Source organism: Psychrobacter aquimaris (genome assembly GCF_016107525.1).
GTDB lineage: Bacteria > Pseudomonadota > Gammaproteobacteria > Pseudomonadales > Moraxellaceae > Psychrobacter > Psychrobacter aquimaris.
This window is the reverse complement of sequence record NZ_JABASR010000004.1, coordinates 139,962-154,033: the sequence shown is the minus strand read 5'-3', so window position 1 is coordinate 154,033 and position 14,072 is coordinate 139,962. Positions and strand designations below refer to the sequence as shown.

General features: G+C 43.5%; 12 protein-coding genes. 7 read left to right on the top strand and 5 right to left on the bottom strand.

Features of this window, described 5'->3' with window-relative positions:
- Positions 1–101: 101 nt before the first annotated feature.
- The 3 genes from JFC10_RS05180 (at position 102) to JFC10_RS05170 (ending at position 3,122) form a co-directional block, all read left to right on the top strand.
- Positions 102–1,355, top strand: a complete 1,254-nt coding sequence (locus JFC10_RS05180; RefSeq protein WP_198331968.1) for an RluA family pseudouridine synthase — start codon at positions 102–104, stop codon at positions 1,353–1,355.
- 106 nt (positions 1,356–1,461) lie between these two features.
- Entirely contained in the window at positions 1,462–2,427 is a 966-nt protein-coding gene (locus JFC10_RS05175) for a polyphenol oxidase family protein (RefSeq protein ID WP_198331967.1), read from the top strand.
- 86 nt (positions 2,428–2,513) lie between these two features.
- Positions 2,514–3,122: a flavodoxin family protein gene (locus JFC10_RS05170; protein WP_198331966.1), complete on the top strand. Its 609-nt coding sequence runs from the start codon at positions 2,514–2,516 to the stop codon at positions 3,120–3,122.
- Positions 3,123–3,233: 111 nt separating this feature from the next.
- Here JFC10_RS05170 and JFC10_RS05165 read toward each other — a convergent pair whose 3' ends face one another.
- Positions 3,234–3,419, bottom strand: coding sequence for a hypothetical protein (locus JFC10_RS05165; RefSeq protein ID WP_198331965.1), 186 nt, complete (start codon positions 3,417–3,419; stop codon positions 3,234–3,236).
- Positions 3,420–4,059: 640 nt separating this feature from the next.
- On the opposite strand from JFC10_RS05165, the gene JFC10_RS05160 reads away from it, so the two are divergent.
- The 3 genes from JFC10_RS05160 (at position 4,060) to JFC10_RS05150 (ending at position 8,114) form a co-directional block, all read left to right on the top strand.
- Entirely contained in the window at positions 4,060–5,529 is a 1,470-nt protein-coding gene (locus tag JFC10_RS05160) for a cytochrome c (RefSeq protein ID WP_198331964.1), read from the top strand.
- Positions 5,530–5,745: 216 nt separating this feature from the next.
- The gene (locus JFC10_RS05155) at positions 5,746–7,347 is read left to right on the top strand and encodes a flavin monoamine oxidase family protein (protein ID WP_198331963.1); all 1,602 of its coding nucleotides are present in this window, start codon (positions 5,746–5,748) and stop codon (positions 7,345–7,347) included.
- Between the two features lie 134 nt (positions 7,348–7,481).
- On the top strand, positions 7,482–8,114 hold the full coding sequence (locus JFC10_RS05150; protein ID WP_198331962.1) for a c-type cytochrome: 633 nt from the start codon (positions 7,482–7,484) through the stop codon (positions 8,112–8,114).
- A 161-nt stretch (positions 8,115–8,275) separates the two neighbouring features.
- Here the strand turns inward: JFC10_RS05150 and JFC10_RS05145 are convergent, their stop codons facing one another.
- The 4 genes from JFC10_RS05145 to tolQ form a co-directional block, all read right to left on the bottom strand.
- Complete coding sequence (locus JFC10_RS05145) at positions 8,276–9,568, bottom strand: PD40 domain-containing protein (RefSeq protein ID WP_198331961.1); 1,293 nt, start codon at positions 9,566–9,568, stop codon at positions 8,276–8,278.
- A gap of 131 nt (positions 9,569–9,699) precedes the next feature.
- Entirely contained in the window at positions 9,700–10,689 is a 990-nt protein-coding gene (locus JFC10_RS05140; RefSeq protein WP_198331960.1) for a cell envelope integrity protein TolA, read from the bottom strand.
- A gap of 75 nt (positions 10,690–10,764) precedes the next feature.
- Positions 10,765–11,223 (bottom strand): protein TolR, encoded by a 459-nt coding sequence (tolR, locus tag JFC10_RS05135; protein ID WP_198331959.1) that lies wholly within the window; start codon positions 11,221–11,223, stop codon positions 10,765–10,767.
- Between the two features lie 4 nt (positions 11,224–11,227).
- The gene (gene tolQ, locus JFC10_RS05130; RefSeq protein WP_198331958.1) at positions 11,228–11,968 is read right to left on the bottom strand and encodes a protein TolQ; all 741 of its coding nucleotides are present in this window, start codon (positions 11,966–11,968) and stop codon (positions 11,228–11,230) included.
- Positions 11,969–12,413: 445 nt separating this feature from the next.
- On the opposite strand from tolQ, the gene JFC10_RS05125 reads away from it, so the two are divergent.
- Positions 12,414–13,709, top strand: a complete 1,296-nt coding sequence (locus tag JFC10_RS05125) for an NCS2 family permease (protein WP_193012417.1) — start codon at positions 12,414–12,416, stop codon at positions 13,707–13,709.
- The last annotated feature ends 363 nt before the right edge of the window (positions 13,710–14,072 follow it).

The following is a 14,072-nucleotide window of genomic DNA, read 5'->3' as shown; positions in this document are numbered from 1 at the left end:
GCTTAAAACTTTACATTTTATTAGAAATTTTCTCAAAAGCTGCCTTTCAGAACCATGTCAGGGGCTTTGCCATATATAAATCTGCTATGAATAATAATGCTATGACTACCCATTTACCACCGAATCAATCACAACAGACTGATTCATCAGCACAAGAGTCACCGATGCCAAATGACGTTTTAAATAATAGTGAATTACCTGACGATAATCAGCCAGTCCTTGATGAGCAAAGCCATGGCGATAATATTTTAGAAGACGCTGTGTCAGAAAAAGCTATGTTAAAAGATAGTGATGTGCTTGACGACGATATGATAGATAGCAGCGATGAAGATGGTGACGACATTGATGATAGCGACGATGATGAAGCGTCAGTCGCCGGTCAAGTAGTGCCAGTAGTTATAGATATGACGCATACTGTTATAGAAGATGAAGCTGGTTTACGTATTGATAAACTGGCTTCAAAAATATTTACCGATTTCTCACGTGTCCAATTACAAGGTTGGATTAGTGATGGTAGCTTGCTGTATAACGGTAGCGTACAAAAACCAAAAATTCGTGTCAAAGCGGGTGATGTTCTGCAGTTATCGACGACATTAGAGCAGCATGGTGAAGATCAGCCAGAGGATATAGACATCGATGTGGTCTATGAAGATGATGAAGTGTTGGTCATCAATAAACCTGTTGGTATGGTGGTGCATCCTGGTGCGGGTAACCAAACTGGCACCTTGGTCAATGCACTACTGTATCACTATCCACAGCAGCACCATTTGCCGCGTGCAGGTCTGGTACATAGAATTGATAAAGACACCTCTGGACTGTTGCTGATTGGTAAGACCAAGCCAGCACAAATGGCGCTTATGGAGCAGCTAAAAGACAAGTCTGTGTATCGTCATTATCAGTGTGTGGTGGCAGGCGATGCAGCAAGCTTACTGCGTCACCGCCGTATTGACGCGCCAATCGGTCGTCACCGTAATCAGCGTACGAAAATGACGGTAATGACGGCAGGTCGTGAAGCAGTCACCCACTTATTAAATGTGACTGCCCTCAATGGTAATTATTGCTTGTTGGATGTGGGTCTTGAAACGGGACGCACGCACCAAATTCGGGTGCATTTAAGTCACATTACTTATCCGATAGTGGGTGATCGCGTTTATGGTGGTCGTCGTCAACTGCGCTCAGGACTGACAGAAGCGCAACGTCAAGCGATTAATAATTTTCCGCGTCAAGCCTTGCACGCTTATACACTGGGTTTCGTGCATCCAACGACAGGCGAAGACATTGAAGTTACCACACCACTGCCTGAAGACATGCAGAAATTAATGGCTGTGCTAAGTGACGGCTATGATGATGAATAGACCGCTCTGTGTAAATAGGAGTGTGAATACGCTTGTAAAAAACAGAGAGCCCAAGTAAATAGCGATCCGTGACGTAGAAACTACCCATTAAGACGGTAAATCAGCCATGACTCATAACTTTCCTATGACATTGCTTGCACAGATTGATGATGTGGCTGTTTTTCAAACAGCCGCCTTTGCGAGCGATGATGTTGACTCACCAGACCAACCCACAGAACAGATGGTACGACAGCAACGTCAAGCGAATTACGGTGAGCTAAATTTAGGTTTGCATGTCAATGACGATGCTGCAAAAGTGCTGAGCAATCGCATGCGCTTATTATCTGCCATCAATGAGCAGCTTGTACCCTTATCGTCGAAAGACCCTAAACATGTACCCATCAAACGCTTGCACTGGGTTAACCAAGTTCATGGCAAGCAAATTCATGATATTGATGGCACAGCGCTATGTATGACGCCAATGTCTGCTGACGCGATGGTCAGTCGGCAACAAGGCCTTGGGCTGGCGATAATGACGGCTGACTGTGTGCCGATAGTCTTATATCAGCCAGCTAGTGGTCAAATGGCAGCGATTCATGCTGGTTGGCAAGGTCTGGCTTGCGGGGTTATTCAAGCGACTGTTCAACGCTTTACGGAATCGGGACAAGTCAAAGCTTGGATTGGCGTTTGTATCAGTCAAGACAGCTATGAAGTTGGCGCTCAAGTCCGCAACCAATTACTAAAAGGTTGCACAGAAAATAAGTTATTGAATACAGCAAACATTGAACATTTTGATTCGTTATACGTCATAGATTCTGTGGCTGTTATTAAAGGCGATAGCAACACTCAGGATTTACATAATACGGTTGATAAACCGTCAAGCTGTGCTACAGTTGATTCGGGTAAGGTCAAGCTGAACTTACCAAAGTTGGCAGCGGATCAGCTAAACACTTTGGATGTTATAGTAGATGACACCTTATCTAGCAGCTGTAGTTATGCTGATGACTACTATTACTCTTATCGGCGTCAAACGCATCTGCAGCAGCCTGCTACAGGGCGGATGGCGTTGGTCATTGTACGTGGAACTGCGTAGGATTACGCTATTTGCTGTTGCGTGCGATTAACTGTTGAACTTATATTGTTTTTATCTAACCATTTATAGCCATTATTAGAGTTTGTATGAATACACCTGCCAAATCGTCTTTAACTACTGATAGCATACCGACTGTATCTATTGCCGTTATTTATCATAGCAATTACGGTCATACCAAGCGCGTCGCTGAAGCGATCGTCAAAGGGGCACGCCAGCAATTGCCAGAAGCACAGGCCAAAACCGTTGATGTCCACAAGGTTGACTGGGATTATTTAGATCAAGCTGATTTGCTGGTTTTCGGTAGTGCCGTATATATGGGTAGTGTCACTGCTGAATTTAAGACGTTTATGGATGAAACCTCAAAGCGCTGGTATCATCGTAAATGGGAAGGCAAGTGGGCAGCGGCTTTTGCCAACTCTGGTGGGCTGAGCGGTGATAAGCTGGCGGTATTGCAGCAGATTTCTTTATATGCGATGCAGCACGGTATGAACTGGATTGGATTACCGCTGATGCCGACAGGCCATGAAGCTCATGATTTAAACCGTCTATCTAGCTTTTTGGGCTTGATGACCCAGTCACTTGATGGTCCACCTGAGGAAACACCAGGAGCCGGAGATATTGATACGGCTATTTGGTTCGGCGATCATTTGGCCAAGACAATTATCAAGCATCAGCCAGCATCAGCACGCCGCTGAAATGAGTAGCTATTGAGTCATTAAAAGTTATTTATTAAATATTAAAGGCAGATATCAAACCGATATCTGCCTTTTTTTTATTTATTTTATGAGTGTGATGGTGTGATGGCACTAATTTTGATTTTTTGTACTGGTAGTATTTTGATTTTGTACAGTGGTGGTAGGCGCATTTTTGACCAGTATGCTATTGATAGGGGTGGCATTAACAGGAATAGGGCTGTCGACAAACTGAAACGATTGACAGCCTGTCAGTAATAGAGCTGATGTAAATATATAAGCGAGTATTGATAACTTCATAGTGGTGTCTCAGGCGGCGATCGGCAACGTGGAAATAGCGCCTATCATAAACAAAATATGATGCGGTGCAATAGCTTGTTTCATAGCATCATCACAATATGACGGGTAAAAAAAGCGAGTTCTGACTTAAGCCTATGTATCTATTATGTACCGCTAAAACCAGTGATGACAAAAAATGAAGCGCATTTGTGAAAGTTACTTACAATGACAGCTCTTTTATAAAAGGTATACGACCAAAAAATAGGGCTTTAATTGCTGATTTTAAAGATATTATTTAAATTGTCTATTATTATAATATAAAAAAATATACTACCTTATCAAAAAATGATAGCGATGAAGTGGTTCTTTAAGTTTTGTAAAAATTTGAGACCAATAAGTTACTCCATAAGTAATAGTAGCGAAATAGTCTTACATTAGTAGAGTGAGTAGACATTCTCTAGCAAGTATTTTTCTGGAGTTGTTTTTATCACCCTATTTTATTAAGCATTTACTGGATGATTTGCTACCTCATTTAATGGATTATCAGTTGAGTCTAACAATCAATCTGTCATAAAGACTTGCTCCATATCGAATGTCTCGTCTCAATAATTCGTCCTAATAATAATTACAACACCCTAGGTGCCAGCTATATGAGGATATTATGAAGCCACTTTCTGTGATGTTATCGATGCTCGTCATTGGTATGACCTCCAGCGCTGTGATGGCTGAAGGCGCAAGCGTCGTTAATACGAGCCTAGCCAATGCTAGTTTGCCTAATGCCAGTCTACCTAATATTAGTCCAGCCAATAGCGAGCTTGTCAACCGCGGTGCCTACATTGCCCGTGCTGCTGACTGTATGGCATGTCACGGCGAAGATTATACTGGCGGTACAGAGATCGAAACGCCGATGGGGGATATCTATTCAACCAACATTACCCCGTCTAAACGTTACGGTATCGGTAATTATACCGAAACGGATTTAAAGAACGCGTTGCAAAAAGGCCGTACGCCAAGCCATATGCTTTACCCTGCCATGCCATATCCTTCTTATGGTGGTATGAAAGAAGAAGATATCAGTGCGTTGTTTGCTTATCTGCAAACCGTACCTGCTGTCGATGAAGCCCCAAAATATAAAACTGACCTACCATTTCCCTTTAACATTCGCAGCTTAATGATTGGCTGGAATTTTCTCAATGTCCCGTCTACTGAAAACCGTGATGGTCTCACCGAGACGCAGCAACGTGGTGAATATATTGTCAATAACTTAGAGCACTGCGGTACTTGCCATACCCCGCGTAATAGCACCATGGGTTTTGATAAAAAAATGTATCTTTCAGGTGCTCAGCTTGGTCATTGGCATGCACCAAATATCACGCCTGACGAGTCGAGCGGTATCGGTAGTTGGAGTGAACAAGATATTGTCACTTATCTGCGTACTGGTGAGCTTGACCAGCGCGCCTATGCGGGTGGTCCTATGGGTGAGGCAGTTGCGCATAGTACGCGCTACCTAAAAAATGAAGATTTGACTGCCATTGCTTCTTATCTAAAAGCGGTACCTGCTATCCAAACAGATGATAAGGTCGCAGCCGTTGATGTCTCGCGTTTACCAACACCCATTAGCGAATCTATCACTCATGATTTACTGGCGCAAAAAGACTATTTAGCCCAAGCCAAAGAGCAGGTGAGTAATGGCAGCAATTCACCAGAATCGCTATATTTGGCAGCCTGTGGTAGTTGTCACGGCGTTGATGGTTATGGTCAGCCTGATGCGCGTTACGCCCCTATCGTTGGACTCAGCAGCATTCGCCGCGAAAAACCTGATGCGCTGGTCAATATGATCCTTCATGGGGTAGAGGGAGCGACTAATACGTCGCCCATCATGCCAGGGTTTTCAGACGAGCTAAATAGTGAGCAAATCGCTGGTATCACCAATTATGTACGTGTGAATTTTGGTGGTCTTACCAGTAGTGATGTGAGTGCTAGTGATGTTGATCGTATCGCAACGACGAGTGCTAACAAGCCCTTTTTAATCAAATATGCGGGCTTACTGGCAGTAATCGGCATCATCGTGGCTATTATTATCATTGTATTTATTATACGAGCAATCTTGCGGTCTAGGCGCCGTCGTTAATTTGAATGTTTATATTTAATAAGACAGTGCAGTAACGAACATTATAAATACATTTCACATGGTTATTATCAGACAAGGACGAAGGGCAGCAAGGTAGAGCGCTATAAATTGGCAAATATAGATAAAATTAAGCCAAGTAGATTAATGAAATTGAGTCGTTATTAATAAAAAAAGCACCTACCGTCTTGCACGAACGTCTACTTTAAGGACATTATTATGAAAGATATGCTTCAATCACCAACGCGGCGCCAACTGCTCTCGATGATTGGTAAAACAGCAGGCGCGACCGCGATGTATCAGGCGATGACGACATTAGGATTTGCGTCAGAGTCGAGTTTTAAAGAGACCATGGATCTTAAGGGTGCACCTCCGGGCGCTAGTATCGTCATTCTTGGTGCGGGTCTTGGCGGGCTGACCGCAGCTTATGAGTTACGTAAAGCGGGCTACGATGTCAAAGTGCTCGAATATCAAAATCGTGGCGGCGGTCGTAGCTGGACATTGAACAGCGGTGATAAATATACCGAGCTTGGCGGCGAAGAAGTCACCTGTGATTTTGAAGAGGGCAATTACTTTAATGGTGGACCGTGGCGTCTGCCAAGCCATCATTATGCCGTCTTCCATTATTGCAAACAGTTCGGTGTTGAAATGCAGCCCTTTATTCAAACCAATGATCGTGCTTATTTGCATCGAAGTACTCATTTCGACGGCGTACCGCAGCGTTTGGGCGATGTGAAAAACGATATCCAAGGTCATGTCGCGGAGCTGCTATCGAAATCAGTCAACGTCGGTGGTCTTGATCGCTCGATCAATACTGAGGATAAAGAAAAGCTATTAGAAGGTTTAAAAGGTTGGGGTGTGCTTGATAAAGATTATCGCTATCGCGCCAGTAATGAGACCAGTAAACATCGCGGTTTTAATGTGTTTCCGGGTGGTGGCTTGATGCCTGATGCGACACCATCAAAACCTTTGCCAATCAGTGAGATATTAGATTCGGGTATGTGGGCAGATATTTATGGCAACCATATGACTTATGCTCATCAACCGACGATGTTTCAGCCAGTAGGTGGTATGGGGAAAATCGGTGATGCGTTCACTCGTGAATGCCGTGATCTGATTGAGTTTAATGCTAAAGTCACTAAAATCCATCAAGATGACAGTGGCGTAACGGTCGATTATGTAGACAGCAACAGTCCAAATGGTGCCACCAAAACCATTCGTGCAGATTGGTGCGTGTGCAATATTCCGCTTACTGTACTGACGCAGCTTGATATCAATGTCTCAAAACCGATGAAGCAGGCGATGGCCGCTGTACCTTATGAAACTTCTTATAAAGTTGGTCTAGAGTTCAATCGCCGGTTTTGGGAAGAAGACGAGTGGATATTTGGTGGTCTGACTTATACCGATATGCCCATTGCGCAGATTGCCTATCCTTCACAAAATATGTTTAAAGATGGTACTGGCGTGCTACTTGGCGCTTATGGTTATGGTCCAACTTCTTATAAGTTTAATACCTTAACGCCGCAAGAACGTATTAATGTCGCGCTTGCTTATGGTAAATACATCCATCCTCAGTATCCAAAAGAATTCCGCGCAGGGACATCAGTTGTCTGGCACCGTATTCCATGGACGCTTGGCTGTTATGGTATTTGGAATGAGTCGACCCGTCGTCAGCATTACGACACCTTGTGCAGTATTGATAATCGTATTGTACTGGCGGGCGAGCATTGCTCACACATTCCGGCATGGCAAGAAGGTGCTATTTTATCTGGTATGGATGCCGCAAAGCGCCTACATAAAAAAGCAAAAATGCTTGCTTAATAACGCTTGGTTAATATGAATAACGATAAGATTCAGAGGCTATCATGGACAATGCAATCGTGAAGAAGGCAATCTTGAAGAAGGCAATCTTGAAGAAGGCAATCTTGAAGAAGGCAATCTTGAAGAAAAAAGTCATGAAAAACATGACACTCAAACTGCTGACGGTGATGCTGCTGAGTGGGATAAGTAGTACAGTACTGTTGGGCTGTAGTCAACAGTCAGATGATGAAGTGACGGTTTCCAGTGTACAAGATCAGGATTCCCTAACAACCAATGACTATCAAGCAAGCCGAAATACGGGTGCGTGGGGCGGCGTTTATATGAGCCGTGAAGAGCTTACAGCACCTGCTATCAATATTGTCGATGACAGCTCATTGCCCAATATGGAAGATGACCCAAGCATTACTGAGTGGGACGCAAAGTTTGAAGGCACAAATGCCTTTGTGACGACAGATGGCAAAAAGCTGTATCACGACTCTTGTGCGGCTTGCCACATGCATAAAGGCGAGGGTGCTTACGGGGCAGGCTATTATCCGCCACTGGCGAATAACAGTAAGATGCAATCAAAGTATTACATCATCGATATCTTGATTAATGGCTTTCGTGGTATGCCGTCATTCCATGGGATGATGAACGATGCGCAGATGGCTGCGGTTACTCAATATGTGGTCAGTGACCTAAATGGTTTTACCGATACCGTTACTGCTGAAGATGTGGCAAAACTGCGGCATCCAAATCCATCAGCGGGTGATCCGAGCGATGAATAACACTATTATTTAAATTTTTAGCTAATAGTTGTTTAAGCAAAATGGTTCGTACAAACATTGCTTAACCATTCCCCGCAAGGTAAAAAAGCGCCTAATAAATAATTAGGCGCTTTTTTAGAAGCAAGGCTTTATGAATTAAGAAAGATAATGATAAATATGGTTTATTTAGGACTAGATGACCAGACTGGTGAGCGAATAGTGCCTTGACCAGACTTACCAAATGACTCGCCACCATTCAATGATTTGATGGTTAATACGCCTTTGCCGCCTTGCTTTGAGGCGTAGACGACACGCTTACCATTAGGCGAAAAGCTCGGTGCTTCATCGATACCTGTATTGCCCAAATTAGCAGTGACCGCGCCGCCGCTATTCATGATCGCTGCTGAGCGACCACTTAAAAAGGCAATTTGTGAGCCATCGCTACTAAATTGCGGGCTAGTGGCATAACCGCTACTTGAGACCTTAGTAGTACGTCCTGAACCAAACTCATAACGATAAATCTGTGGTTTGTTAAACCCAGTTTTGTCTGATACAAAAACAAAGGATTTGCCATCAGGCGCATAACTTGGTTGCACTTCACTGCTTGGCCAATTGATCAGCCGTCTAGGTTGACCACCACTGGCACTCATCTCATAAATATCGGCACTGCCTTCAAAGCTGCTAGAAAATAATATCTTGCTGCCATCTGGTGAAAATGATGGACTGAGATTACTGCCAGGGAAGGGGGTTAACGGGGTTGCACCGCCACCGCTCACACTTTGTACATAAATAACGGGATAAGATTTATCGCGTTGTACGGAATAAGCGATGCGGTTGCCATCTGGCGACCATGTTGGAGAAAAGATAGAACCGGTTACTTCAGTAATGGTTTTGGCATTTTCGCCATCGGCATCCATCACTTTTAAACGTGAGACTTTTTCTTTACCAGCACCAATCTCTTCAATATAAGCAATACGCCCTGAAAAGTCACCTGGCGTACCAGTAATTAGCTCATATACTTTATCGGCGATGACGTGACCGGCATAGCGCATACTTTCTTTATTATTGTCCGCGGTTAAGCTTTGTTTGCCTTCGATTACTCTACCAGATTTAACGTCAATCACTTCGTAATCGGTTACTATTTTACCGCGATTGCTGCGGGTGCTGCCGACCACTAGATAAGGAATCCCCATGCTTTGCCATACCGGCAATGTGCCTGCCAGCTCGCTGCTACTGCGCGGCTGCTGTGGTAGATCCTTGCTAGTCACTTTTAGCTCTGTTTTGCTCAAATCATTTAGAATAATTGGCGATAACACTGAATCACCAGCAAACGGTACAAACGCGACTTGGTTTTGTTGAACAGGAATATCGTAATTCAATTCCAGAACGACAGGTGCAGCCAAAACACTAGGAGCAAGTATTAAGCTTGAAGTGCTAGCAAGTAAAGAGAGAAATAATTTTTTATGGGTACGCATGACCAAGTCAAACTCCTAAATTGGAATAGTAATTATTTTTTATAAGCGGCAAGTTAATTGTACGGTAAGATCGTAACAGGTATAAGTTGTCTAAGCTAAAGTTAGCAATAATATGGTTTTAGAGCAACTTATTAATTACTACCCTTAAACTGTATAGTAAAAGTAGGATATTTAGGATCATCAGCATCAATTGGAAAGCTACCTGTATCCCAAACAGCTTGTTCAGCTGCTTCATTGACTGTGCTATCAGGGCCTGAAGCTGAAACATTGGTTACAGTGCCGCTAGTATTGACAGTGATTGTTAGCGTAGTGTGCTGAGTTGAACCTTTAGCTGCTGTCGGCGGATTGTAGTTGCGTTTGATTAGGTTGATGATTTCACTGTTACTAGCACCGCGGCTACCGCTTGAGGTTGAACGACTGCTACCTTTTGCCGTACTTGAGGTTACTGTATCACTAGATAGGGTCGACTCGCCATCTTCTGATAAGCTAAGTTTTTTGTCTGAACCACCTGTATCAATTTTTAGGTTTCGATCGGTAGCAGTGGGGCGTGTAATCTTAGGCGGGTTATTTTGTTTATTACGGAAATCGCCTAGCTGTTTTTGTTCTTCTATTAGCTGTTCTTTTTTGTTTTGCTCCACCTGACTATGCTCTTCTGTCACCGACTCATCTAATTGTGCTGCCCACTCTGCCATTCGACGTTCGTAGTCTTGATTTTGCTCAAGTAAGCGTTGATGCTGCTCTTCACTCATCAGCATTGGTTGACTGGCAGGATCGTTAGAGCGCGTAAAGACAGGCACGCGCTGAGAGTTTGGCTGGCTGGTGCTATCGCTAAAACTTTCTGATGATGAGGTGCTCGATGCACTGCTTGCACCAGTTTCAGCTTGCATCGCGCTAGCTGCCGCTGCACGATTGGCAAGAATTTGACCTTGCATTGCAGCCAATTGCTCAGGTGAGACCATGACCGTCTCAATACTTTCCACAGTGTCGGTGTTAGTATGTTGATAAGTATAAACGAGTATCCCAATCACAAGCCCATGTGCCAGCACGCTAAGTAACGTAGGCAACGTTAGCCCATTGCCTTCAGGTTGGGTCGGTACATAAACGACAGGAGCTTTATGCATGGTAAAGATACTCAAGGACGAGGTTCATCAAATTATCTACTTTATTATAGCAAGCTGAGTGCTGAATAGGATTTATTATAATGATGGTGTGGGTAAGGGTGCGCCTGTTAATAATCCCACCTTTTGGATGCCTGCTTGTTGTAAGGTGGCCATGAGTGTCATGATAGCGCCATATTGATTGTTTTGATCGGCATTAATCATGACTTGTAAAGGCTGCGCCCCAGCATCGCTACTTTGATTTTGTAAATTGGATAGAGTGTCAATCAGCTCTGGTTCACTAATCGGCAGGTCGACATTGTTTTCATAACTGATAAAAATCTCGCCACTATCGGTCAAGGACACAATGACCGGTAGTTGGCTTTGGCTCATAGTATTGGTTTGCTCTTTTGGCAAGTCAACATCGACGCCCGTAATCAGCATGGGCGCTGTGACCATAAATATGACGAGCAGCACCAACATCACGTCGATATAAGGAACGACATTCATCTCCGCATTGAGCGCTTTTTTTTCACGGCGATAGGGACTTTGTTTCATGATTTCATAGTCCTTGTGCCTGAGTGGCAGTAGATGGCGTTTCTCTCGTAGCGATACTGTCTCTACCAACAGTGCTTTCTGCACTGGTCTCGCGCTGGAGCATGCCCGTCATTTCATCACAAAATAAAGCACGTGAATCATAAAGGCGGCTTGATTTGGCCGTAAAGTGGTTATACGCCAGTACGGCAGGAATCGCTGCAAACAAGCCCATAGCGGTTGCGATTAATGCTTCAGCAATCCCAGGTGCGACAGACGCTAGGGTCGCTTGTTCCGTTTGTGACAATCCTAAAAAGGCATTCATGATGCCCCAAACCGTACCGAACAATCCAATATAAGGCGCGACTGAGCCAATACTCGCTAGCGTGGGAAGCCCTGATTCTAATAGTTGCTGCTGACGCCCTAAACCGACTCGTAGCTTGCGCTCTACACCATCGATGATGTCATCTTTGGGTTGGCGCTTTTTATGCATTCTTAAGTATTCAGAAAATCCCACATAAAATATCTGCTCAAGTCCTTGGCGTTCAGGAGAACCTTGTACGCCTTGGTACAGCTTGGCTAGATCCTCACCTGACCAAAACCAAGTTTCGAACTGTTGATCGAAGTTTTTGGCCGTACCAAGCCGCGCGCTCATACGAAAGATAATTACCCAGCTGAGCAAAGACGCCAATAACAATAATGCCATCACAATCTGCACCAAGAGACTGGCTTGGGTAATAAGGTCGATAATATTTAATGATTCAGGCATGTATGGGACTCATGGGTAATTAATAATAGCTGGTATGGCGCGACACGCAGACCAGATAGGATCTTTAATAACTAAGATATGACAGTACAGTAATGTGGCATATTGCTATCAGCCGCCTAGTGTACTGTTAAATGTTAAAAAGGTCATTTGTTAAAATGTTAAATGCCAAATAATTAACAGCTGTCTATATGGTTCATAGTATAAGGTTAATTTGTATGCGTATGTCTGAAATATTGTCTGGCTATTATGACTCAATCAACTGAAAAGGTGGGTTTGTACCCGTAAGGCACTGGTAATGATTGAATTTGTACCGCAATTTCTCTAAAATGTTGCACCTTGTTACCGCTGTCTTTTGATGATGACGTCGCCATTTATTGGATGACGTCTTATTTATTTTAGGCATCAATAAATTTGTTCTTTCACTAGCAAGCTGGGCGCGACACTTATGAATGCAATTGAACGCTATTTTGGGATTAATGGTGAAAACACCACAGTCAAAACGGAAATCCTTGCCGGTATAACTACCTTTTTGACCATGGCTTACATCATCTTTGTAAACCCCAACGTATTGGCGGAAGCTGGTATGGACAAAGGGGCGGTATTTGTTGCCACTTGTTTAGCAGCGGCAATAGGCTGCTTTATTATGGGTATCTATGCCAGACTGCCGGTGGCACTTGCCCCAGGTATGGGTTTGAACGCCTTTTTTACTTATGGCGTCGTACTGGGTATGGGCTACGCTTGGCAAACTGCGCTAGGTGCTGTTTTCTTATCGGGTTGTTTGTTTATTATTTTGAGTTTGTTTAAGATTCGCGAATGGATTATCAATGCCATTCCAACCAGCCTTAAGCAAGGTATTGTGGCAGGTATTGGTGCTTTCTTAGCATTTATTGCGCTACAGAGCTCAGGTATTATTGTCGGTCGTGATTCGACATTGTTGATGCTTGGTGACATGACCTCATTTGCGCCTATGATGGCTGCTTTAGGTTTCTTTATTATTATTGGTTTGGTCTATAAAAAAGTCCCAGGCGCCGTGACGATTGGTATTTTAATTATCACCGTGATTAGCTTGTTGACGGGTAATACGCAGTTTACTGGTGTCATGTCTGCTCCTCCATCAATCGCACCAACGCTTCTGGAGCTTGATATTGCGGGTGCGTTCGACGTTGGTATGATCAGTGTTATTTTTGCTTTTTTATTCGTCGATTTATTTGATACGACAGGTAGCTTGGTTGGCATCGCCAATAAAGCGGGTTTAATCGATAAAGACGGCAATATTCCTAATATGGACAAAGCGCTATTGGCCGATTCTACCGCTACGGTCGCTGGTGCAATGTTGGGTACGTCATCGACCACCAGTTATATTGAGAGTGCTTCTGGAGTGGCATCAGGTGGCCGTACAGGTCTGATGGCAGTGACGGTTGGCGTATTGTTTGTACTGAGTATTTTCTTTGCACCATTGGCTGGTATGATTCCCGCTTACGCCACAGCTGGCGCGATTTTCTATGTGTCGGTACTGATGTTATTTACCCTAAAAGAAATCAACTGGGAAGATTTGACAGAAGCGGCTCCAGTAGCGGTCGTTCTGCTATTGACCCCGCTGACGTACTCTATCGCTGATGGTATTGCGCTTGGTTTTATCACCTTTACCGCGGTAAAACTGATGACGGGTAAGTTCTCTGAAATCACGATTCCAGTTTGGGTGTTGACGATTATTTTGCTGACCAAGTTGGTGGTGTTATAAGTGTTAATAGGATGCTGTGAGCGTCTGATATTACTTTGCCACTTTTGATTGCTGTTACTCTCAACTCCTCTTTATTCTCAAGCGATAAAGGGGAGTTTTTTTTGGTTTAAAAGTGCCCAAATTTTTCTTAATTTATTCAAGTGTTTGATTTAATAAAATAATTAATATGTAATAGTAAATAGGAAAGTATAACCAACGCGTCATGATGAATAAAGTGCTGTTAACTGATTGTTTTTTAGAAATATCTTAATTTGTGAAAATAAGCAATATCGTTAGTTTGAAATTTTTTTTCATGATATTATAGCCAAGCTAAGCGCATCACCTCAATCAACGCCGTAGAGGTTTTTCTTACAGTGAATTAGC